18 protein-coding genes and 8 tRNA genes are annotated in these 20,823 nt (G+C 42.7%); 5 read left to right on the top strand and 21 right to left on the bottom strand.

Going from position 1 to position 20,823, the window contains the following annotated elements; translation table 11 throughout:
* Nucleotides 1-14: 14 nt before the first annotated feature.
* Entirely contained in the window at nucleotides 15-1,217 is a 1,203-nt protein-coding gene (gene fabV, locus A9260_RS10605; RefSeq protein WP_068698792.1) for an enoyl-ACP reductase FabV, read from the bottom strand.
* A 270-nt stretch (nucleotides 1,218-1,487) separates the two neighbouring features.
* Here fabV and A9260_RS10600 point away from each other — a divergent pair, with 270 nt between their 5' ends.
* The gene (locus tag A9260_RS10600) at nucleotides 1,488-2,003 is read left to right on the top strand and encodes a glycine cleavage system protein R (protein WP_068698790.1); all 516 of its coding nucleotides are present in this window, start codon (nucleotides 1,488-1,490) and stop codon (nucleotides 2,001-2,003) included.
* A gap of 101 nt (nucleotides 2,004-2,104) precedes the next feature.
* Here A9260_RS10600 and A9260_RS10595 read toward each other — a convergent pair whose 3' ends face one another.
* Both A9260_RS10595 and A9260_RS10590 read right to left on the bottom strand, forming a co-directional pair.
* Nucleotides 2,105-2,953 carry a helix-turn-helix domain-containing protein gene (locus A9260_RS10595; RefSeq protein WP_068698788.1) on the bottom strand — a complete coding sequence of 283 codons (849 nt, stop codon included), beginning with the start codon at nucleotides 2,951-2,953 and terminating at the stop codon, nucleotides 2,105-2,107.
* 114 nt (nucleotides 2,954-3,067) lie between these two features.
* Nucleotides 3,068-3,883: a GNAT family N-acetyltransferase gene (locus A9260_RS10590; protein WP_068698786.1), complete on the bottom strand. Its 816-nt coding sequence runs from the start codon at nucleotides 3,881-3,883 to the stop codon at nucleotides 3,068-3,070.
* A gap of 304 nt (nucleotides 3,884-4,187) precedes the next feature.
* Here A9260_RS10590 and A9260_RS10585 point away from each other — a divergent pair, with 304 nt between their 5' ends.
* On the top strand, nucleotides 4,188-4,952 hold the full coding sequence (locus tag A9260_RS10585) for an RluA family pseudouridine synthase (RefSeq protein WP_068698785.1): 765 nt from the start codon (nucleotides 4,188-4,190) through the stop codon (nucleotides 4,950-4,952).
* A gap of 148 nt (nucleotides 4,953-5,100) precedes the next feature.
* Here the strand turns inward: A9260_RS10585 and A9260_RS10580 are convergent, their stop codons facing one another.
* Entirely contained in the window at nucleotides 5,101-5,757 is a 657-nt protein-coding gene (locus A9260_RS10580; RefSeq protein ID WP_068698782.1) for a nitroreductase family protein, read from the bottom strand.
* Nucleotides 5,758-5,957: 200 nt separating this feature from the next.
* Between A9260_RS10580 and A9260_RS10575 the strand changes: the two genes are divergently transcribed.
* Nucleotides 5,958-6,875 carry a LysR family transcriptional regulator gene (locus A9260_RS10575; RefSeq protein WP_068698780.1) on the top strand — a complete coding sequence of 306 codons (918 nt, stop codon included), beginning with the start codon at nucleotides 5,958-5,960 and terminating at the stop codon, nucleotides 6,873-6,875.
* A 402-nt stretch (nucleotides 6,876-7,277) separates the two neighbouring features.
* Here the strand turns inward: A9260_RS10575 and A9260_RS10570 are convergent, their stop codons facing one another.
* From A9260_RS10570 to A9260_RS17040, 4 genes are all read right to left on the bottom strand, one after another.
* Nucleotides 7,278-8,462, bottom strand: coding sequence for an NnrS family protein (locus tag A9260_RS10570; protein WP_068698778.1), 1,185 nt, complete (start codon nucleotides 8,460-8,462; stop codon nucleotides 7,278-7,280).
* A gap of 253 nt (nucleotides 8,463-8,715) precedes the next feature.
* On the bottom strand, nucleotides 8,716-9,033 hold the full coding sequence (locus A9260_RS10565) for an antibiotic biosynthesis monooxygenase family protein (RefSeq protein WP_068698776.1): 318 nt from the start codon (nucleotides 9,031-9,033) through the stop codon (nucleotides 8,716-8,718).
* 59 nt (nucleotides 9,034-9,092) lie between these two features.
* Complete coding sequence (locus tag A9260_RS10560) at nucleotides 9,093-9,614, bottom strand: GNAT family N-acetyltransferase (protein WP_068698774.1); 522 nt, start codon at nucleotides 9,612-9,614, stop codon at nucleotides 9,093-9,095.
* A gap of 4 nt (nucleotides 9,615-9,618) precedes the next feature.
* Nucleotides 9,619-9,825, bottom strand: a complete 207-nt coding sequence (locus A9260_RS17040; protein WP_068698771.1) for a hypothetical protein — start codon at nucleotides 9,823-9,825, stop codon at nucleotides 9,619-9,621.
* A gap of 348 nt (nucleotides 9,826-10,173) precedes the next feature.
* Here A9260_RS17040 and A9260_RS10550 point away from each other — a divergent pair, with 348 nt between their 5' ends.
* Nucleotides 10,174-10,830, top strand: coding sequence for a MarR family transcriptional regulator (locus tag A9260_RS10550; protein WP_068698769.1), 657 nt, complete (start codon nucleotides 10,174-10,176; stop codon nucleotides 10,828-10,830).
* Nucleotides 10,827-11,558 carry a DUF3307 domain-containing protein gene (locus tag A9260_RS10545; RefSeq protein ID WP_068698767.1) on the top strand — a complete coding sequence of 244 codons (732 nt, stop codon included), beginning with the start codon at nucleotides 10,827-10,829 and terminating at the stop codon, nucleotides 11,556-11,558. Before A9260_RS10550 ends, A9260_RS10545 begins: the two co-directional genes overlap by 4 nt.
* A 507-nt stretch (nucleotides 11,559-12,065) precedes the next feature.
* Here the strand turns inward: A9260_RS10545 and nspC are convergent.
* From nspC to pgsA, 13 genes are all read right to left on the bottom strand, one after another.
* Nucleotides 12,066-13,196, bottom strand: a complete 1,131-nt coding sequence (gene nspC / locus A9260_RS10540) for a carboxynorspermidine decarboxylase (RefSeq protein ID WP_068698765.1) — start codon at nucleotides 13,194-13,196, stop codon at nucleotides 12,066-12,068.
* 72 nt (nucleotides 13,197-13,268) lie between these two features.
* Nucleotides 13,269-14,516: a carboxynorspermidine synthase gene (locus A9260_RS10535; RefSeq protein ID WP_068698763.1), complete on the bottom strand. Its 1,248-nt coding sequence runs from the start codon at nucleotides 14,514-14,516 to the stop codon at nucleotides 13,269-13,271.
* A 12-nt stretch (nucleotides 14,517-14,528) separates the two neighbouring features.
* Entirely contained in the window at nucleotides 14,529-17,420 is a 2,892-nt protein-coding gene (locus tag A9260_RS10530; protein ID WP_068698761.1) for a pyridoxal phosphate-dependent class III aminotransferase, read from the bottom strand.
* A gap of 818 nt (nucleotides 17,421-18,238) precedes the next feature.
* Nucleotides 18,239-18,424 (bottom strand): hypothetical protein, encoded by a 186-nt coding sequence (locus A9260_RS10525; protein WP_156684040.1) that lies wholly within the window; start codon nucleotides 18,422-18,424, stop codon nucleotides 18,239-18,241.
* 505 nt (nucleotides 18,425-18,929) lie between these two features.
* A tRNA-Gly gene (locus A9260_RS10515) sits at nucleotides 18,930-19,005 on the bottom strand.
* A gap of 31 nt (nucleotides 19,006-19,036) precedes the next feature.
* Nucleotides 19,037-19,123 (bottom strand) — tRNA-Leu (locus A9260_RS10510).
* Between the two features lie 168 nt (nucleotides 19,124-19,291).
* Nucleotides 19,292-19,367, bottom strand: a tRNA-Gly gene (locus A9260_RS10505).
* A gap of 17 nt (nucleotides 19,368-19,384) precedes the next feature.
* A tRNA-Cys gene (locus A9260_RS10500) sits at nucleotides 19,385-19,458 on the bottom strand.
* Nucleotides 19,459-19,500: 42 nt separating this feature from the next.
* Nucleotides 19,501-19,576, bottom strand: a tRNA-Gly gene (locus A9260_RS10495).
* Nucleotides 19,577-19,606: 30 nt separating this feature from the next.
* Nucleotides 19,607-19,693, bottom strand: a tRNA-Leu gene (locus A9260_RS10490).
* A 75-nt stretch (nucleotides 19,694-19,768) separates the two neighbouring features.
* A tRNA-Gly gene (locus A9260_RS10485) sits at nucleotides 19,769-19,844 on the bottom strand.
* A gap of 19 nt (nucleotides 19,845-19,863) precedes the next feature.
* A tRNA-Cys gene (locus A9260_RS10480) sits at nucleotides 19,864-19,937 on the bottom strand.
* A gap of 302 nt (nucleotides 19,938-20,239) precedes the next feature.
* Nucleotides 20,240-20,794 carry a CDP-diacylglycerol--glycerol-3-phosphate 3-phosphatidyltransferase gene (gene pgsA / locus A9260_RS10475; protein ID WP_068698755.1) on the bottom strand — a complete coding sequence of 185 codons (555 nt, stop codon included), beginning with the start codon at nucleotides 20,792-20,794 and terminating at the stop codon, nucleotides 20,240-20,242.
* Nucleotides 20,795-20,823 lie beyond the last annotated feature (29 nt).

Raw genomic sequence — 20,823 nt, 5'->3', positions numbered from 1 at the left:
CACTGAGTCTATTGTTAGATATCGATCACATCGAAATCAACAAGGGTATCTACATCCGCTTCATAATCCACGCCGTCAATACCAAAACCAAACAGGCTCAAGAATTCATCTTTGTATTCTTGATAGTCTGTCAGCTCTCTGATGTTCTCAGAGGTCACTTGAGGCCAAAGGTTACGACAATGCTGTTGAATGTCTTCACGTAGTTCCCAGTCATCAAGACGTAGACGATTGCTCTCATCTACTTCTGCTGCGCTACCATCGGCTTTATATAGACGCTCACTGAACATACGGAAGATTTGTTGCATACAACCTTCGTGTACACCCTCTTCACGCATTTTCTTGAATACCATCGCGATATAAAGAGGCATAACAGGAATAGCAGAGCTTGCTTGAGTGACTACTGATTTAAGTACCGCAACGTTTGCACTACCGCCTGTTACAGACAGTTTCGCATTCAATGCTGTAGATGCACGATCCAAATCCATCTTGGCACGGCCTAGAGCGCCATCCCAATAGATTGGCCATGTCAGCTCAGTACCAATATAGCTGTATGCAACTGTCTTACAACCGTCGGCTAAAACGCCAGCTTCAGAAAGTGCATTGATCCATAGTTCCCAATCTTCGCCGCCCATCACCGTCACTGTATCGGCAATTTCTTGCTCAGTTGCAGGCTCAATGCTTGCTTCGATGATTTGGTCTTTGTTGGTATCTACCGCAGTCGACGTATAAGTATTACCGAGAGGCTTCAATGCTGAACGAATCAACTCACCTGTTTCCGGCAATTTACGCACTGGAGATGCCAGTGAGTAAACAACCATATCAATTTGACCTAAGTCTTGTTTGATAAGATCGATTGTTTTTTGTTTTGCTTCGTTAGAGAAAGCATCACCGTTTAAACTTTTAGCGTATAAACCTTCTTCATGCGCCAGTTTATCGAACGCTGCAGCATTATAAAAACCGGCTGTACCAGGTTTCTTTTCTGTTGCTGGTTTTTCGAAGAAAACACCAATAGTCGACGCGTTACCACCAAAGGCAGCCGCGATACGAGACGATAAACCATAGCCACTTGAAGAGCCGACAACCAATACACGCTTAGGTGCATTTGCGATTGGGCCTTGTGCTTTGGTGTAAGCAATTTGTTCTTTTACGTTAGCTTCACAACCCACTGGGTGTGTTGTAGTACAAATAAATCCACGAATTCGAGGTTTTATGATCATATTCACTTCCTTAAATTAACGTGCGTAGCATAAAAGGTTCTTGGGAAAATCTCACCTTATTTATAGAGGATTAGCCTCGAATTGCCAGTGGTTGGAGCACTTGCGTACAATGTCACTAATTCAGAGATCTAAGTTCTCACATAAAAATCAGTGGGTTAACTAAATATTTGACCAATATCATGCAAGTATAAACTTTGTTTTCTAAACTAAGTGTATTAACCATTTAGTTCTGATATTCATAGACTTATCGAAACTGCGGAGTAAACCACTATGCCTACTACATTTATTGCAAACTTTATTGGTACAGCGTCACCTGCGACGATCAAATCTCTCTCTGCTACGACTCATGAAAATGACGGCAAGTGGTTGAGTAGTAAAGTTAATTTCATCGATCAACAAGTCGCTGGTGTGATTAAAATTGAAGCGCCACAAGCCAACGTCGATGCCATCAAGAAGGCTTTTACCGGTACTGACAATCTTGTTTGTCAATTTACTGACTGCGATGCCTCACTGCATGATAAAGGCAAGATGTTTAGTGTAAGATTTAACTCAAGCGACAAAGCGGGCATCGTAAATGAAATCACCCAAGTTCTAGACGCTCAAGGCATCAGTATTCTTGATATGGATTGTCATCGTGTGTTTGTTGCCGGCGCAGGCAATGGCGTGAGTGCAAGCCTATTTACAGCCGAACTTGCATTAAAACTGCCAGCATCAGTCACCATTGATGACGTTACTCGTGAATTAGAATCACTGAGCGACGATACCAGAGTTGTTATTGAAGATTAAACACAGGCTTTAATACAAGCATAAGCACTTGGTTTAAATAAGAAAAAAGGTTAGAGATCTTGTGATTTCTAACCTTTTTGCGTTCAATTCATTAAGCAGCCCTAACTGTTAGCATTAGAACTCACCCCGCCATAAGCGTCTATCGTTAGCCCTCGCTCTTTTTCGTAGATCTTAGGGGTAAACCCTAGCTGCTGTTTTAGGTAACGGATTAAATGGGGTTGATCGCTAAAGCCGAACTTAAAAGCAATATCGACCCAATCAAGCTCGGCTGAATCTCGCTGATACACATATTCTAGCATCTGCTCCAAGCGATTCATTGATTGGCACTGCTTGAGAGTTAATCCTGTGACACGCGAAAAGCTTCTTTCTAATGTACGTTGCGAGCAATAAAGCTTATCGCCTAATTCAGAAACCGATGTTATATCAATATATTGCAGCGCTTTACTGGTCAATTTACTGTGCTGATCTTCAATCGCGTTTTTTAGCCACGGCAGTAGCAATTCATCTAACTGCTTGCAACATTTCTCGGGGTCACTGCGCGCAGTTTCAATTAATCGGCTTTCTTCTAAGCCCAACTGTTTGTACAACAAAGTGCCATTTATCGGCACTACCCTATCAAGTGACAGCGGATCATCAGAGAAATCCGGCAAACAATACAGTGCACCTGTTTTGAACTTAATGCCTATGTGTATAAAGGGATCGGTGTGATCAAGTTGAAGCGTTTGTTTGTGTGGAAACAGCCAGTGACTGCCTTTTCCGGTGGCGATATTAGAATTAAAGTTGTAATGATAGCTTTGATTGTTAGGCGAAATTATCAAATGGGCACACGGATCAGGATTCAGTTTTGGGTATTGATAGGTCGTAGAATCCGGCGTTTTTTCTATCAACCAATAACATGCAACGTATTTGGCAACGAGAGTAGACTTTGGCGATTGTAGCCAATGAATCATAACTTACTCCACTTGCTGACTAAGGGTTAACTATCAATATAATCTAGATAATAGCAACCACAGTCCCCCTTTGCTAAAACTGGCAAGGGGTCTGTAGTCTAGGCTCAGAGAATATCAATCAAATTCAATCTGAATAATACGATTTAACGGCGTTAATCCCGCACGCTTAATGGCTTTTTGCGCGCCAAGATTGGTACTTTCTGTGGAACAGATTGCGGTTAATCCTCGCTCATTGGCAAAACTGACTAGTTCAATAAACAATTGAGTTGCAATGCCTTTACCACGTAAATCTTGTGCGACAATCATACCCAAATCCGCATACTCGCTTTGATACTCATCAAATAGGCGACACTCGCCGGTTGCCAATAACTCACCATCAACCCAGTAACCAAACAGTTCTTTACGACTGATTAAATTACCATAATATCCCATTATCCACTGCTCTGGTGCGCCGATATTCGTTGCTGCAAACTCAACAAATGTGCTCAGTTGTTCTGCCTGTGCAAGTTTAAGCCCAAGCGCACTGTGCTTATTTTTAGGCTGTCTATCTAATTGCTGATACATAAGTGCATTGACATTAAATGCCGATGAATTATCAAGGCAAAGTGACAAATAGCGAGGCTCTGCAGTGCTCACAAATGCCCCTTTAACGTCACCAATCACCACACTATTTTGCTGTGCAATAAGAGTGAATAGTTCTTTTGCGTCGGTCTTTGCTTGGCAGGATAGATAAAATTGCAGCATATAGCCTTCACCATTAATGCAACAATAGCCCACTAAGGTTTCTTGTTCATAAAAACCGAAGTGCGCAGACATAGGCACAAATCCAAAGTGCCACATACCATCAAGGGGCGCGGTAGACTGAGCAAAGTAATCTTGCTTTAGGTGGCTGATTTCTTCTAAAATTTCGATTGGTTTAATTTGTAACATTACTTTGACCCAGTTTTATGGATAAGGAAGAAAGCGAATCATTATCTTCGAAGAAGACAGCGCTTTCGGATGCCACAAATATTAATGAATGCGCTGCAACTAAGATTGAAAAAAAACGACAGTTATACCAATCACAGTTATTATCTGAAATCGGGAATGATCAGAAATAACGCAGGAAAAACACTTGAGAACAAGGCGAATATTAGCGATTGCAAAATACGTGCTTTAGCGCCAAAGTAGCCAGCGATATCACTCTATCATTGCAACTTGAACCTTATCTTCTTTCATTACCCAAGGTCTATAAATGTCCCAACCCAACCCTTCGACCAGTGAAATCATTGATCATTTCGTCGCGCCAGAATGTCACGCTAAGGTGGAAATTCTTTATCAAGATGATGATATTTTATTGATTAATAAACCCAGTGGTTTATTAACTATATCGGGCAAGAACCCGCTTAACTGGGATTCTGTTCATTATCGTCTGGTTCATGGGCAACAAGCGACGCAAAATCAGCAGGCAACCGCGGCTTTTGTCGAGGCTAAATTACCACATCGCTTAGATCTAGGGACTTCAGGGATAATGGTCGTTGGGCTAAATAGCGCGGCTTCAAAAAGCCTCAATCAGCAGTTTCGAGCACGCACAGTGCAAAAACAGTACTTAGCAGTGTTAGCAGGTTGGGTTGAATCTGATAGCGGTCAAATATCTGCGCCAATCGCGAAGGATAAGGCTTTATTTCCCCGAGTGAAGATTTGTCATAGCGGTGGCAAAAGTGCCATTAGTGAGTATCAGGTAATTGATCGTTTGGATAACCCACCAAGAACGTTAGTGCAATATACCCCGATCACCGGTCGCACCCATCAGCTGCGGATTCATAGCCTTGAGTTTGGTCATCCTATTGTAGGCTGTGATCTTTATAATGCCGTTGCGCCACAAAACAGCAATGAACTCAATGAACTTAATACACTCAATGCACTGTCATCACGTCTCATGCTGCATGCCAGCGATATTTATTTTACTCATCCTGCAACAGGCGAGCCTGTTCATGGCCATAGCCCAAATCCATTTTGAATCTAAATAATGAAAGCGGCGTAACGAAACGAAAAAAGTCCCTTTTAAAAGGGACTTTTGCTAAGCATAGATTTTGTTAACTATTGTTTTTGTTAACCATTGCTTTTATTAGCCATAAATGATGGCTGATTACGATTGCTAAAAAGTACTAAAGCGTAGTAACAATCGACTCTAAATCTAGGCGCGCTTTTGGCAGGCCATGATTGTAATCTTCATCTGACAAATGGTAACCCATAGCCAGTGCAACTTCACAAACATGCCCATCTAACTCTTGTTTAAACTCTTCACCAATTAGGGCTGAATCGACACCTTCCATTGGTGTTGAATCGATACCTAAACGCGCAAGTGTATGCAGAATATTACCTAGCGCAATATAAACCTGAGCTTTAGTCCAAGTGCCGTTAAAACCAGCTTCATCAGTATTAGACTCTGCAAACGCGTACGCTCCCATCATCATGTCGTACATATCTTTTGGTAGATGACCAGACGCCACTTCCGCATCAACACGCTTTGCATACTTCTCTTTAGTAAACTTTGGATCGTAGGCCAAAAGAAGAGTATGAGAAGCCGTTTTTGCGTGCGGCTGATTGAACTGGTGCATATTGGCAAAGGTACCGTGGAATCGCTGTTTTGCTTCATCAGACTCAACAACAATAAACTTCCAAGGTTGAGAGTTAATAGAAGATGCTGACATACGCAGAGCTTCGCGAATCACCATCATATCGTCTGCCGAGATACGTTTACTTGGGTCGTATTTTTTTGCAGTGTAACGAGTGTTTAAATCACGAAGAATTGGATGAGTCATGATGATCCTTAATAGTAAATTCTAAGATGGTTCACTTTAGTATTTCAACCGCCCCGCCCTGATTAATCATCATAGCTATTATTGGTTAGTCACTATCAGTGAATGTGCCGACGAGTATATCCGTGTCATTATTTGGTATCATCCACTAATATAAGGAAACATTATCCTGAAATTCGGGATTATAAGCAGGAAAGCCTAGAATGAATTTTGAACTGAAAAACTTAACTTTGTTCTTACGAGTTGTAGAAGTTGGCAAAATTGGCCGTGCTGGTGAAGACTTTGGACTATCAACAACCAATGCGAGCCAAAGAATTCAACAATTGGAAACCGATCTTGGAGTAAAGCTTTTCCATCGCTCAACCAGAACAATCACCTTAACTCATGATGGTGAAGTGTTTCTGCCTCATGCACGGCGCATCGTGGATGACGTGGAAGAGGTTCGCAATGTCTTTAAAGGCGATGACAAGAATGTACAAGGTCGGCTCAAGGTGGCTGTGTCTACGTCATACGGACGCCACTACCTTGTTCCTTTTATCCCAGAATTGCTGGAGTTGTATCCAAACCTAGAGCTAGAAATTGATTTTAGTGATCGTAACGTAGATTTAATAGAACAGGGTTATGACCTAGCCTTTCGTATCGGCAACTTATCATCGAGCAATCTATTGGCCAGACGGATTGCCGATAACCCCATGCTTTTAGTGGCTTCACCTGAATACTTAAAGAAATACGGCGTACCTCAGATACCTGAGGATCTGCTAAACCATCGCTGCCTATCATTAAGTACCTCAGTGAACTGGGAGCTAAAGGATAGCGACGGGAAATCACATAAAATATCACAAGCTAATCCTATTTCTTTGAACCTAGGTGATGCCATGCGAGATCTTGTGGAAGCTGATATGGGTATTGGTATGGCGGCATATTGGCATGCCGGACCTTCGTTAAAAGCTGGGCGAGTGGTTCAAGTTCTGCCTGATTATGATCTGGTGAATGACAGCAAAATTTGGGCTATACGTCCCCCAGGAAAAATCTTACCCGCTAGAGTAAAAGTTTTCCTAGATTTTATGGAAAAGAAAATTACTGAAACAAACAAGTTGCGCTATGAGGATCTATTGAAGTAGCTAGGTTTGATAGCATTGCCATTAACGAGCGAATCACCCTAGCCTGTTTTCCCAATCGCGTTGAGGTTATTAATAATAGGCAACTACATGAATCTCGAATTGATCAGCGTAATAGATACAAAAAAACCAGAGATCTCAATGAAATCTCTGGCTTCTAAATTTAGTTCAAACTATCACAAAATTTGAGAGTAATTACTCAGAATCTTTTTGTTTAGTTTCTTTTTTTTCTTCTTCTTTAGTTTTTTGTCCGTGGCCTGTACCACCGCATCCGCCGCAACAGCTCATATTCATCTTCTCTTTTAAAGGGTGTGTATTAACTAATCGCTGCTATAATATTAAAGATGCATATAAAATGCAACTTTAATATTATGCAAACCTATATTGATTAAATAAGTAGCATTATTAATCTCTAGGCTTAATGAGTATTGGCAGATACAACACCACAAAACAGCTATAGGCAAATACCCACAATACACTTGATAACGTTATGATACTTATAATGTTATCAACAAAGTAGCCACCAAATACACGCACAAGGAAAGCAAAAATAATCGCCACAAGTGCCGCTGTCATTACTTTTCCGATCACTATTACTCGACCAGTATGACCAAGAGAAACTCGCGAGATCATTGACAAGATCATCACGCCCATTCCGCCAACAGTTAATGAGTGTACCGCTTGTGATTGCGTAACAGTTGGGGAAACCAAAGACATTCCAAATAGAATTAAGCCTAATGCCACCGCCCAATAACTGACATGCAGAGTCCACACTAGTGGCGTTTTATACGCAACCCACACTTTCCAACGTATGGCTCGGTAAGCATTGGCTAAACCACTGAGAATAAAGACACCAGCGACTACTTGTGGAGGGACTGGGAATAATTGAAAGTTAAGCGCAACGGCAAGTATCGCACTTGAAATACTCAAATTTTCAAGCCATAGAATGGGCTCAGTTTTTGGAGTTTGAGTGCCGTTTGCCGTAAACATAGGAAAGACTCTGCCTCCCATAATGCACATTATCAATGTAATCAATAACACCATCGTAGTACTGGCTTGCATCATCAATAATGGTTTTTGAAACAGCACACTATAATGCATGACCCCATTGGCTAAAATCATGAAAAACAGTATTGGAACGAACAGAAAATTACGCCACAACTTAACGCTGATAACGTTACTGGCAAGAGAGACTAATGCTATTATCAAAAACAATAGGTCAATCGCAGCAATAAACCATTGATTAAAAAGATCCGGCAGGAACATGACAATTCTGGCTATAAGCCATACCACCAGCATCAGCATCAGCCAGCCGCCATTTATACTGCGCACACCAGTCCAGTTTTGTACCGCCGTCAACAAAAAGCCAACCACCACTGTTGCCGCAAATCCAAATAGCATTTCGTGCATGTGCCACCACATTACACCGCCATAGACATTAAGGCTGACACTGCCGTTCCAAAATGCCGCCCACCCTACAAGCGCTGCAATACTAAATATTGATGCACAGAGAAAGAAAGGTCGAAACGCCAGCTCAAAGAATACGTCAACTGATGGACTGTTATTCTGATTTTTATCCGAATTATTCATTATTAAAACCTGATCATTATGTCAAAGCGTGACGAAGTATTCTTCACGTTAAGTTGCTGAGTAATCTTCATTAAATTGTTTAAACGTGCCAGTTACTGGCAATAGTGGGGTCATTACTAGAGACTAGTAAACAACGGCTAGATAGCAAAGAACGGGGGAAAGTAGTCGGAACAATAAGTGATATTTATTCTTTTTTCAACAGCATAAGCGGCAACGAGAACATTGGTTCAATCGTGATCCCTGTCATTGTTTGTTATAAACCGTAATCTCGCTCTACTTTAGAGATGCGCACTTTAAAAGAATCGTACCAAGATTTACGGCCGTATTTTTGTGCTTGTAAATGCTCAGAATGGGCTTTCCAATTTTTGATTGAGTCTAGATCAGCCCAATAAGAGACGGTGATACCAACCTCCTCTCTTGCAGACTCAATACCCAAAAATCCGGGTTGTTGCTCAGCAAGTTTGACCATCTTATCAGCCATTTCTGCATAGCCATTATCGCCATCGGTTCGGGTGGAAGTAAAAATCACCGCAAAATATGGCGGTTTAGGTGTTTTCGCAATTGTAGACATTAATGTCTCCTAAGTTTGGCTAAAAAATTAGTACGTATCAAGATGAGTCCTGTTACCAACTAGTACATATATCCAAGCCAGTCGACATGTCCATTAACCCATTTCTTACCACTTATAGATTTTATAAACAATTCATCTATATACTCGACCGCCACACCATAATTTGTATGTTCATTAAGCCTTAACCAAGAGTGTATGCCTTCTACTTTGCGATAACCCTGTCTTTGGTAGAACGTATCCAACTCTGAGATAAGTATAATAAAATCAACGCCCTTTCCTTCTGCAAACGACGAGACTTCAGAAAGCATACGTGATCCAATACCTTTTCCTCGAAACTGTTCAGCAATACAAAAATCAATGACTCCTAAGACACGATACACCTCGCCTCCAACATTTATCACGCGATAATCTAGCCCTAGATAACCAACGAGTGTGTCACCTTCATATTGTAAAGCGCGCATATGAGGGAGTTGTTTGTAATAGGAGCGATCAACTTGATGCTCTGGAAATGAGTGGCTTCTCAAAATTTCGATCGACTTGTGCTGAGCTTCCGTCACATCAATTTCATATACGGTATCCATACTATCAATACCCTCTAATTTTACTGCCCCATACTAAGGTAATGGCATAGAAGCAGCCAAAACCATAGTGCGGCTGATGCCTACTTGCATATTTTAGCGGCTTAGTTTGGATAAAATCGTTTAACTCTTCTTCACCACAGTCCAATTGATGCTTTCTCAGCCTTAGCTTTAATTTCTCATCCAAGTGAATATCAAGCCTTGCTGTAGTCATAAAACCTCCAATCATACAGAGTGATTCCGCAATTAAATTGAGTATGAAATTCAAACAACCAAAGCGCAACTTATACGGATCCAATGCGGATTTGATTTTTAAGCTTGGTGAATATAGACATAATGCCCCCGAGGAGGTACTTCAAGAATGCTTAATTCTAACAGTTATACCCTGCCAGAAGGAGCTACTTAGGGATATGTGGCAAATACACTCAAAATAAGTAACGTAAAAACGTTACTATTAAAGAAAGTAACGTAAATAGGTTACTAGTAGAAGAAGTAACCTAAACACGTTACTATTAAAGTAAGGTAGCAATACAGCACTATTTATGTGTATAGGAGCTTAGATATGGAAGAACAAGAACAGCGAGTCAGGCCTATAGCCGTATTAAGTGGCGATATTATACGTTCTACCGAACTAGAACACAGTATGTATGAGGACCTACTATATACCTTGCATAATCAGCTAGCACTGATTCGCTCTCTAAACCCAAACAATAAATTCGAAGTGACTAGAGGCGATTCATTTCAAGTCTTAGTCCAAGACGTAGAAAATGCAGCCACGTACGCACTATTACTGAAAACTGGCCTAAAAAATAGAAATAGCACCTATGATTGTAGAATAAGCCTTGCTATAGGACATGATGTGTCTATTCGACATACTATTGGCAGTTCAACAGGTGATGCTTTCACTTTATCAGGAAGAGCATTAGACAATATGACGACAGACACATTGAAAGTCTCGTCGCTAGTACAACCGTTCAATGAACATTTTGATCTACTCACTAAATACTTAGATCAGCAAATATCAGAAATGACAGAGCGCCAATGCGCAATCACATATATCGTACTTAAAAATAAGCACACTCTGACACAGAAAGAAATAGCGAAGTTATTGGGTGTACATAGAGTATCAGTAAACCGTTCTATAAATTCGGCAAGATTAAACCTAGTCACTGAATATACTCAATTATTTTCGCAAAAAGTAAGGGCGTTTTTTCTTTGAATACATTTCTCATTTTACTTCTATTTCTTACCATTTTGCATGTAGTGATCGACTTCTATTTGCAGCCAAAATCATGGATTCAAGATAAACATGACAAGAAAGAAAGGTCTATCAAGCTGTATATACATTCATCAATACACGCCTTAGTTTCGTCCATCCCAATTTTATTTATCACTACAAATTGGTATACCATTATCTGTATGCTGATCATTATTGGCGTTTCTCACTACCTAATCGATCTCGTTAAGACATACTTAGGCAAAAAATTACGTTACTTCCTTCTTGATCAAATACTGCACATAACAGTCTTAGTTGCAGTTGCGTTGCATGTATCCCCATTAGATCTGTCTATATCAACAATGACGGATATCATTATTACTAAAAGTAACCTAGCTATCGCACTTGCTTATATTGTCATTTACCAGCCTACTTCAATTGTCATTGGTTCTGTTTTATCTAAATATACACCAGGGGTTAATGAAGAAAACGAAGACTTGATTTCAGGTGGCGTCGTTATCGGGTATTTAGAACGAACATTAATACTCACTTTTACTATAACAGGCCAATTTTCCGTCATAGGGTTCATATTAGCTGCTAAGTCGATATTCAGGTTTGGTGAATTAAACAATTCAAAAAATCATAAACTAACAGAATATGTTCTATTAGGTTCATTACTTTCAGTAGCGATTACATCGATTATTGGATTAGCCGTAAAGAACTTTATTTAAGAAGTCACGACATAATGCCGCCACGCCAGTGCTAACCTCCAGTTACGTCAGGGTGAGATCACGAACGTTATTTAAACAGAATTATGTGCATTATTGGAACAAGGCTTTGTGGCATGAATGCCACAATGAAGCCATCAAGGATGGTTTCACGGCGTCTTGTGGAGATGATGCTCATGATTGGTCGATAAGTATTCACTCATGCGTTCGCCCTACCAGTTACGTAGGTTAAAGTGAGTGCCACCTATTTACGTTCCAGAATCTGATAGTAAAGCCGTAAATTTATACATTTTTAAATCCTCTAATGTTGAAGGTTACCGTTAACTCCGAGCGACTATAAAAAGCTAACACTCTTTATTGCTATAACCGTTTAGTTGCGGATTGCTGATTTACTATCGCTGTTGCGGAAAATTGGGAAATATAAATACAAAAAAGCCCTAACAACTCGCATCATCACAAGTCAATTAGGGCTTTATACCATCACAATTTTAAACGAGCATTACATTGCTATTAAACAGACCACTGCGACAGTGAGCGTTTAAAATCGGAATATCCGAATTCGTTTAGTTTCACTATTTCGCCGCTGGTGCGTTGGCAGTAGATGGATGGCATTTTAATGCCGTTGAACCAGTTCAGTTTTACCATGGTGTAGCCGGCGCTATCCATGATGTGTAGGCGTTGGCCTATTGTTAGCGGTTGGGTAAATTGGGTTTCGCAGAACTGATCGCCTGCTAGGCAAGAGCATGAGCCAATCACGTAGTGATGTTCTGCACCCTCTTGCGCCTCTAAAATAGATGCGGGCTCGTCATAGATAAGCGTATCTAAACGGTGCGCTTCGGTTGCCGAGTCTACAATGGCGGTTTTTTTGTCGTTTTCTACAATATCAACCACGGTGACCACAAGATCGGCGGTTTTGGTGATGATGGCTTCGCCGGGTTCTAGATAAAGCTGAACGCCATGCTTTTGCGAAAAGCTTTTTAGAGCGGAGGCGAGTTTTTCAAGCTCATATCCCGGCCATGTGAAAAAGACGCCGCCACCAAGGCTGACCCATTTCATTTGGTCTAGGTAATCACCGAACTGCGCAGAAATCGAATCCAATAAGCCAATAAACGAGTCAGCGCTTTTGTTCTCACAGTTCATGTGGAACATGACGCCATCAATGCTAGCAAAGACGTCAGGCTTAATTTGATCGGCTTGCACGCCAAGGCGCGAGTATTGACGTGCAGGGTTGGCAAGATCTTGCCCTGCTACGCTCACACCCGGATTTAAACGTAAACCAATTGAAGCTTTGCCTTCGACAAGGTGACGATAGTGCGCCAACTGGCTTTGAGAGTTGAAGATCATTTTATCGCAAACACTCGCCACTTCGATCACGTCTTGCTCGGTGTAGCCCACACTGTAAGCGTGAGTTTCGCCGCCAAAGGTTTCGTGACCCAATTTGACTTCATAAGGACCACTGCTGGTGGTGCCATCAAGGTAAGGCTTGATGATGTCAAATACGCCCCAAGTAGAGAAGCATTTCAGTGCCAAGACCAGTTTGACGCCAGAAAGCTCTTTGAGCTTTTTAGCGGTTTCAAGGTTTTGAATGAGTTTGGCTTCATCAATCATGAAGTACGGAGTTTGCAATTGGGAATGGTTCATAAGTTGTCTAGCTCTTTAACCGAACAAAGCCGGCATAAATACCGGCTTTAATTTAGAAGATAATCGTTAAGTCTATTTCAGAGTTTGAATATCTGGCGCTTGCTGTGGATCAAGCTCTTGTACGTGCCAATCAAGACCAATCTCTGGCATCGTTGCTAAGAACGGATCAGGGTCAAGCTGTTCCATATTGAACACGCCTGCTTCTGCCCACTTGCCACGGAAATATTGCAGCGCAGCCGTAATTGCAGGAACGCCAGTGGTGTAAGAAATGGCTTGATGCTCAACATCTTCATACGCCACTTCATGATCGGCGTTGTTGTAGATAAATACGCCGCGCGCTTTACCGTCTTTAGTGCCGCGAACCCAAGTACCGATACAAGTCTTACCTTTGTAACCCGGTGCTAGAGACGTTGGATCAGGCAGCATAGCTTTCAGCACATGCAAAGGTTGTACAACCGTGCCGTCATGCAAAGTCAGCGGATCTGGGCTAAGCAGACCAATATCGCGCATACAGTTAAAGTAGTTTAAGTATGCATCGCCAAAGCCCATCCAAAACTCAATGCGTTTTGCTGGGATAAACTCTTGCATAGAACGCACTTCATCGTGCGCCATTGAGTAAACTTTATGCTTGCCTACTAACGGGAAATCGAACTCAAACATACGCTCGTGACAGCCGACTTGTTTCCACTCGCCATTTTCCCAATAGAAAGAATCGCCTTGGATTTCTAGCATATTGGTTTCAGGATCAAAGTTAGTGGCAAACTTCTTGCCGTGATCGCCTGCGTTCACGTCCATTACATCGATGGTGTCGATCTCATCAAACAAGTGCTTAACGGCGTGAGCGGCAAATACGCTCACTACGCCTGGATCAAAACCTGCGCCAAGAATACCGGTAATACCTGCTTCTTTAAACTTGTCACGGAAGCCCCACTGCCAATCATAAGCTTGTGGTACTTGTTGTCCTTCAGAGCATAAATCTACCGCTACAGAAGTATCTAAGTAAGACACCTTCGCTTGCAGACACGCTTCCATGATGGTGATGTTAACCCAAGGAGGACCAGCATTAATCACCAAATCAGGTTTTACTTCTTTGATTAGCGCAACCAGAGCGGCCACATCGTCTGCATCAACCGAACGTGATTCTAATTTTTTTGCAGGATCTTTAAGGTTGTTTTTACCTTTGATCGAATTAATGATCTTGTCACATTTTGCGATGGTGCGCGACGCAATAGTAATATCACCCAACACATCATTATTTTGCGCGGCTTTATGTGCCACTACCCAACCAACGCCACCTGCGCCAATTTGCAAAACTGCCATTTTGTATTTCCTTTATTGTGCCGCTAGCTCTACCGCTAGCTTATCAATGTCATTTAATAATGTTTCGAAATCCGACAAGGTCAGACACGGATTTAAAATTGTAAATTTAAGCGCAGAATGACCATTCACAATGGTTTCACCTAATACTGCAACGCCGCGAACTAATGCTTCAATACGCACTTGTTGATTTAGCTTATCTAAGCGACCAGCATCAAGGTGCTTGCAACGGAACAATACGGTTGAAAGTGAAGGCGTTGCCAACAGCTCAAACATAGCGTGCTTTTTCACCATGCTGGCGACTTGCTGTGTTTGCTCAAGCAAATGGTCGTACATTGCGCCTAGTGTTTTAGGACCCACGTTTTGCATGGTCATGTACACTTTTAGCGCGTCAAAACGCTTAGTGGTCGCCATGGTTTTATCAACCAAGTTTGGCAATTCATCATGCTCACGATTTAAGTAGTCAGCGTGATGCAATAGATAGTTAAAGTTGGCTTTGTCTTTGACCAGTAGCGAGCCACAGCTGATTGTTTGATAAAACAGCTTATGGAAATCTACCGATACAGAATCGGCTTTTTCTATGCCTTGCAGACGATGCTTATGACTGCTGAGGATTAATGCCCCGCCGTACGCGCCATCCACATGCAGCCACAGATTTTCGCGTTTGGCGATATCGACCATCGCGTTAATGTCATCGATGGCGCCGTGATCGGTTGTGCCCGCAGTGGCTACCATAGCAAACGGCATTAGACCTTCACTTTTAGCTTTAGTGACGGCATCGGCAAGAGCCTGGGTATCTATGCTGCCATCTTCAAAGGTTGCAATACACACCACTGATTTTTCGCCCAACCCCATCCACGCCGCTGATTTTTGCACGGTGAAATGAGACTTGTCAGAGCAAAAGATACGCAGTTTGTCTGCATAGTCTGGGTTGCCAAGCTTTTGAATAGAATGTTGACTGGTGACATCTGCAAACCAATCGCGAGCTAGAAGCAGACCCATTTGGTTGCTTTGCGTGCCGCCACTGGTAAATACGCCATCAGAGGCTTCGCCCATTTGGTATTGCTCGCACAGCCAATCCACCACTTTTTGCTCAACGTAAGTTGCAGCAGAGGCTTGATCCCATGAATCCATCGATTGATTGAGTGTTGCAATCATCGCTTCTGCCGCAATCGCCGGCATCATAGGAGGCGTATGTAAATGCGCAATACAATTAGGGTGTTGCACCATAATTGAGTTTTTAGCGACTAATTCGGCAGTAGTATCGACAACTTGCGTAAGATCTTGATTACCAGAATTAAGATCAACTTCATTGATTTTCGCTTCAAGTTGTTGCGGGTTCATCCCAGAATATGGTTTATCGACCGCGGCAAAAACCGACTTCATCGCATCCACTGTGTGATGCATGACTTTAGCGAACTCATCTGCGCCTTCTGCGCCAGTATGCACAAAATGTTGTTGCCACTGCTTATCGGTCGGCTCAGGATCTTTAGGAGAACCGCCTGCGGCTAAAATCGCCTCCTGCATGGTTTTCAACGCAAAGTCGATTTGCGCGTAAGAGATGATAATAGGAGGAAGGAAGCGAATAACACTGCCATCACGACCGCCTTTTTCGACCATCAAGCCACGCTCAAGTGCGGCGCGCTGTATGGCAAGCGTTAGGTCGCCATCGGCAATACGCTCACCAAATTTGTTGCATTCACCGCTTGGTTTTACAATCTCAACGCCAAGCATCAAACCTTTACCACGCACTTCTGCAATGCAGTTAACGCGACGCTGAATGGCTTCTAAGCCTTCACGTAAGTACTGACCTGCTTTTGCAGCATGTTCAACAAGGTTATCACGCTCAATGATCTCAAGGGCTTTAGCACCGGTCACCATCGCTAACTGGTTACCACGGAACGTTCCGGTATGCTCTCCAGCGTTCCAAGTGTCATTTTCTTTTTTAAACACCAGCAATGACATCGGTAAACCGCCGCCAATTGCCTTAGAAAGACACAAGATGTCAGGGTTAATACCTGCTTCTTCAAAAGCGAAGTTATAACCAGTTTTACCCACGCCACATTGAATTTCGTCAAGCACCAATAAGATATTGTGCTCATCACAAATGCGGCGTAGTTCGCGTAGCCAAAATGCTGGGGCTGGGATCACGCCGCCCTCGCCTTGCACTGTCTCTACAAAAATAGCGGCAGGCTTCATAATGCCCGACTCATCATCGTTAAGCAGACGTTCCATATAACGGATGCTTGCTTTAGCACCTGCATCACCGCCTAAACCAAACGGGCAGCGCAAGTTATATGGAAATGGCATGAAGTGTACGTCTGACATTAAGCCAGTACGGCGCGCTTTGGTGCCTAAGTTACCCATCATGCCCATAGTGCCGTTAGTCATGCCATGATAGGCACCACGGAAGGCAAATACGGTGTTACGACCTGTGGTTTGCTTCGCCAATTTAATCGCCGCTTCTACTGCATCAGCACCAGAAGGACCACAGAACTGAATTGCCGAGTTTTTAGCAAAGTCTTCAGGCAAAAACGCTTTTACTCGCTTGATAAAGGTATCTTTAGCGGGTGTTGTCATATCAAGAGTTTGATACGGCAGTCCACTTTCAAGCTGCTCTTTCAAAGCATGATTAATTTCTGGATGGTTATAGCCAAGCACCAAAGTACCCGCGCCTGCCAAACAGTCTAAAAACATTTGACCGCGAGTATCTTCAACCAACGCGCCATAAGCACGCTTAATGGCAAGGGGAAGACGACGAGGGTATGAACGAACCTCAGATTCATGCTCAGCTTGATCAATTAACATTTGATCTGGAGTGAGGTCATAAAGGCCTTCAACAACAGGAACATCACTTGAAAACACAGCATTGGTTGCTGATATCTCAAATTCAAATGCAGAACTCATAGATTTACCTAAATTGGAGTAGTAGTTGCCCAAGACCATTAGTAAAAAGGGCCTAACGCATTACAAAAAGATTGTACGTAAACCTCTCTCAAAGAGAGAAGATAAAGAAATTAGTAACTTTGGGGTGAACTGTCAGACGTGACAGATCAAGGCTCAGTAATAATACTGTACGCCGGAAGAACAAAGCTGATTGTCAGATTAGATTGATACATGTTGGGTGCCTATTTCGATGTCATCACTGACATGGTCATTCCCATCTATCAAACGATGGCCGTTTGATACCTACCCTACGTAATATCACAATCAGCTTAGAATGCTTATTACGCGTGTCCCCCAGAGCTCTCCGAGATTGCGCGGGAATTTAGCAAGAAAACAAGAAGATAGCAACAGCAATACTCATAATCATTCGATTTATACATCGCTATTGTTTTCAAAATGTTTCATGGCTAACATTTTTATATTTAAGCATATCGAGTAGGGTGAGGCGTTGCCGCCTCATCCCTCTCACAGAACCGTACGTACGGACCTCGTATACGGCTCATGCACACTCCACTTACTTTTTAAAGTAACTCTCTTCGAAAGCATATGCTCCCTCAGTGAGCGCAGCCTTGTTTCAGTTCCTACTGTGTAAGCTGGTAAAATTCTCTGTGAGATGCGGCGTTCTAGCTCAGTGGCAATCTACCAACATGTTGTCACAGTTACTTCCAATGTACGGTCATTCTCACCAGTACTTTATTCCTAAAGGAACCAGTTTGACGTACCCCGCTGATCAAGCGGCTTGTGTACCCTTACTCCAATATTCACTGTCATCAGATAACTTAAAGTGTACTTCCTCCCTTCGCAACACTGATAAGCTTTTGGCTAGTCAATGCTCCACCAGACATAATGCTGACAGTCAGCTCAGTTTTATCCTCCACACCATTACTGGGCTTCTCTGGCTGAGCCTTACTCACTACTACGGATTCATCTGCCACCTCACACCAAACGTGCATCTTGAGTCTCATCTTGATAGACGCCTCCGGCATTTGCCCGGATGTGATGCCAGGCTTCCCCAGTTACTGCACTCGCTCCCTGTTAACAATGCCACCCTCAAACACAGCATAGGTCTGACTGAGTATAGGGCTTCGCGCTATTTCGGACGCTTACCCACCTATACTGCCGAAGCAGGTTTACTTGCGTTGTGTACTGTTAACTTCCTATCGCTTCCTTCAGACCCTGCCGTTAGCCAGCAACGCCCTTGCGATTCGGATTATCTTCCCCTCAGTCGGGGTGATTCAGGTTTCTTTCAACCTGACGGGTTTGCCAGCTTCGCTGGGCAAACAAAAAAAGCCTTAGCATTTCTGCTAAGGCTTTCATATATATGGAGCGACACACGAGGTTCGCTTTCCCTTGAACATAAGCCTGACCTCAACCTTGGCAAGGTTGCGCTCTACCAACTGATAGGCATGAAGACTCTGTAAATTACAAGCATAAAAAAAGCCTCAGCATTTCTACTGAGGCTTTTATATATGGAGCGACACACGAGGTTCGAACTCGTGACCTCAACCTTGGCAAGGTTGCGCTCTACCAACTGAGCTAGTGTCGCAATATGTTCTTTTAAAGAACATAAAAATAGATGGTGCCCCGGGCCGGACTTGAACCGGCACAGCGCGAACGCCGAGGGATTTTAAATCCCTTGTGTCTACCAATTCCACCACCAGGGCACGCAAACTTGTTGCGATGGGTAAGACACCATCTTCAATAACGAACTTACGTTCACTATCTTATAATTTGGAGCGACACACGAGGTTCGCTTTCCCTTGAACATAAGCGTGACCTCAACCTTGGCAAGGTTACGCTCTACCAACTGAGTTAGTAGTTATATTCAAATTTGGAGCGACACACGAGGTTCGAACTCGTGACCTCAACCTTGGCAAGGTTGCGCTCTACCAACTGAGCTAGTGTCGCATAACTTTCAAGAATAATGGAGGCGCCTCCCGGAATCGAACCGAGGTCCACGGATTTGCAATCCGCTGCATAGCCACTCTGCCAAGGCGCCATATTCTTTTTTAAAATGAACTTGGTATTTCATTTTTTAATTTGGAGCGACACACGAGGTTCGAACTCGTGACCTCAACCTTGGCAAGGTTGCGCTCTACCAACTGAGCTAGTGTCGCAATATGTTCTTTAGAAGAACATAAAATAGATGGTGCCCCGGGCCGGACTTGAACCGGCACAGCGCGAACGCCGAGGGATTTTAAATCCCTTGTGTCTACCAATTCCACCACCAGGGCACGCAAACTTGTTGCGATGGGTAAGACACCATCTTCGATACCGAACTTACGTTCACTATCTTATAATTTGTAATTTGGAGCGACACACGAGGTTCGAACTCGTGACCTCAACCTTGGCAAGGTTGCGCTCTACCAACTGAGCTAGTGTCGCATTATTCTCTAAAAGAGAATGGAGGCGCCTCCCGGAATCGAACCGAGGTCCACGGATTTGCAATCCGCTGCATAGCCACTCTGCCAAGGCGCCGTTGTACTTGTTGAGGTAATTCCTCTTGGGTACGGGGTGGCATTTTACGGATTAGACCCTGTGAGTCAATAAAATTTTTCGAAATATGATTCGTTTGCTCGCTTTACAATCAAACCTGTGAAAGATGGTTAGATAAGTATCAAAAACTGGTTAAATTCCGCCAGAATTGTATTATTTTTCTTCAGCGTATTTCAAAGTAACTCTTTGTTTGCTCTGGTAACAGATGCAAATGGATGAAAATACGGGGTTGTAGAGTTAAAAATATAAAAAAAACCAGCTTTCGCTGGTTTTTTTATTGTTATTTATTCATCGGCATTCAATAAATCATCTTTGGCTGCATTCAAATACTGCATCATTGACCAAAGAGTGAGAACGGTAGCCACAAACAATGCCAAGTAACCTATCCAAATCATCCAATCGTCATAACGCCAGATGAGAACCCAAAGCGCAAACATTTGTGAAAACGTTTTGACTTTACCTATCCACGATACTGCGACATTTGAACGTTTACCTATTTCAGCCATCCACTCTCTTAATGCCGAAATAATGATTTCTCGAGAGATCATGATAATGGCGGGAATGGTAATCCAAATCGTATTGTAGTGCTCTGCAATCAACAATAGCGCCGTCGCCACCATCACTTTGTCTGCTACCGGATCTAAAAATGCACCGAAACGAGAAGTTTGTCCTAGTTTTCGAGCCAACAGTCCGTCAAGCCAATCGGTAAAACCGGCGACCCAAAAAATCATCGCTGCGACAAAAGGAGCCCAAGTAAAAGGCAGATAGAACGCAATGACAAACACTGGGATCAAAAATAAGCGAAGCAAGGTAAGAATATTTGGGATAGTAAATCGCATTTTATTTACTCTGAAGGCACGTAATTTTA

The organism is Vibrio sp. UCD-FRSSP16_30 (assembly GCF_001676025.1).
Taxonomy (GTDB): Bacteria; Pseudomonadota; Gammaproteobacteria; order Enterobacterales; family Vibrionaceae; genus Vibrio.
Note: the sequence above shows the minus strand (reverse complement) of the source record. Positions and strands in the feature narration are given on the sequence as shown.

What these genes read in the sequence shown, in the direction of transcription:
- fabV (WP_068698792.1), bottom strand. Translation starts at nt 1,217, where the DNA reads ATGATCATAAAACCTCGAATTCGTGGATTTATTTGTACTACAACACAC.
- A9260_RS10600 (WP_068698790.1), top strand. Translation starts at nt 1,488, where the DNA reads ATGCCTACTACATTTATTGCAAACTTTATTGGTACAGCGTCACCTGCG.
- A9260_RS10595 (WP_068698788.1), bottom strand. Translation starts at nt 2,953, where the DNA reads ATGATTCATTGGCTACAATCGCCAAAGTCTACTCTCGTTGCCAAATAC.
- A9260_RS10590 (WP_068698786.1), bottom strand. Translation starts at nt 3,883, where the DNA reads ATGTTACAAATTAAACCAATCGAAATTTTAGAAGAAATCAGCCACCTA.
- A9260_RS10585 (WP_068698785.1), top strand. Translation starts at nt 4,188, where the DNA reads ATGTCCCAACCCAACCCTTCGACCAGTGAAATCATTGATCATTTCGTC.
- A9260_RS10580 (WP_068698782.1), bottom strand. Translation starts at nt 5,757, where the DNA reads ATGACTCATCCAATTCTTCGTGATTTAAACACTCGTTACACTGCAAAA.
- A9260_RS10575 (WP_068698780.1), top strand. Translation starts at nt 5,958, where the DNA reads ATGAATTTTGAACTGAAAAACTTAACTTTGTTCTTACGAGTTGTAGAA.
- A9260_RS10570 (WP_068698778.1), bottom strand. Translation starts at nt 8,462, where the DNA reads ATGAATAATTCGGATAAAAATCAGAATAACAGTCCATCAGTTGACGTA.
- A9260_RS10565 (WP_068698776.1), bottom strand. Translation starts at nt 9,033, where the DNA reads ATGTCTACAATTGCGAAAACACCTAAACCGCCATATTTTGCGGTGATT.
- A9260_RS10560 (WP_068698774.1), bottom strand. Translation starts at nt 9,614, where the DNA reads ATGGATACCGTATATGAAATTGATGTGACGGAAGCTCAGCACAAGTCG.
- A9260_RS17040 (WP_068698771.1), bottom strand. Translation starts at nt 9,825, where the DNA reads ATGACTACAGCAAGGCTTGATATTCACTTGGATGAGAAATTAAAGCTA.
- A9260_RS10550 (WP_068698769.1), top strand. Translation starts at nt 10,174, where the DNA reads ATGGAAGAACAAGAACAGCGAGTCAGGCCTATAGCCGTATTAAGTGGC.
- nspC (WP_068698765.1), bottom strand. Translation starts at nt 13,196, where the DNA reads ATGAACCATTCCCAATTGCAAACTCCGTACTTCATGATTGATGAAGCC.
- A9260_RS10535 (WP_068698763.1), bottom strand. Translation starts at nt 14,516, where the DNA reads ATGGCAGTTTTGCAAATTGGCGCAGGTGGCGTTGGTTGGGTAGTGGCA.
- A9260_RS10530 (WP_068698761.1), bottom strand. Translation starts at nt 17,420, where the DNA reads ATGAGTTCTGCATTTGAATTTGAGATATCAGCAACCAATGCTGTGTTT.
- A9260_RS10525 (WP_156684040.1), bottom strand. Translation starts at nt 18,424, where the DNA reads ATGAGACTCAAGATGCACGTTTGGTGTGAGGTGGCAGATGAATCCGTA.
- pgsA (WP_068698755.1), bottom strand. Translation starts at nt 20,794, where the DNA reads ATGCGATTTACTATCCCAAATATTCTTACCTTGCTTCGCTTATTTTTG.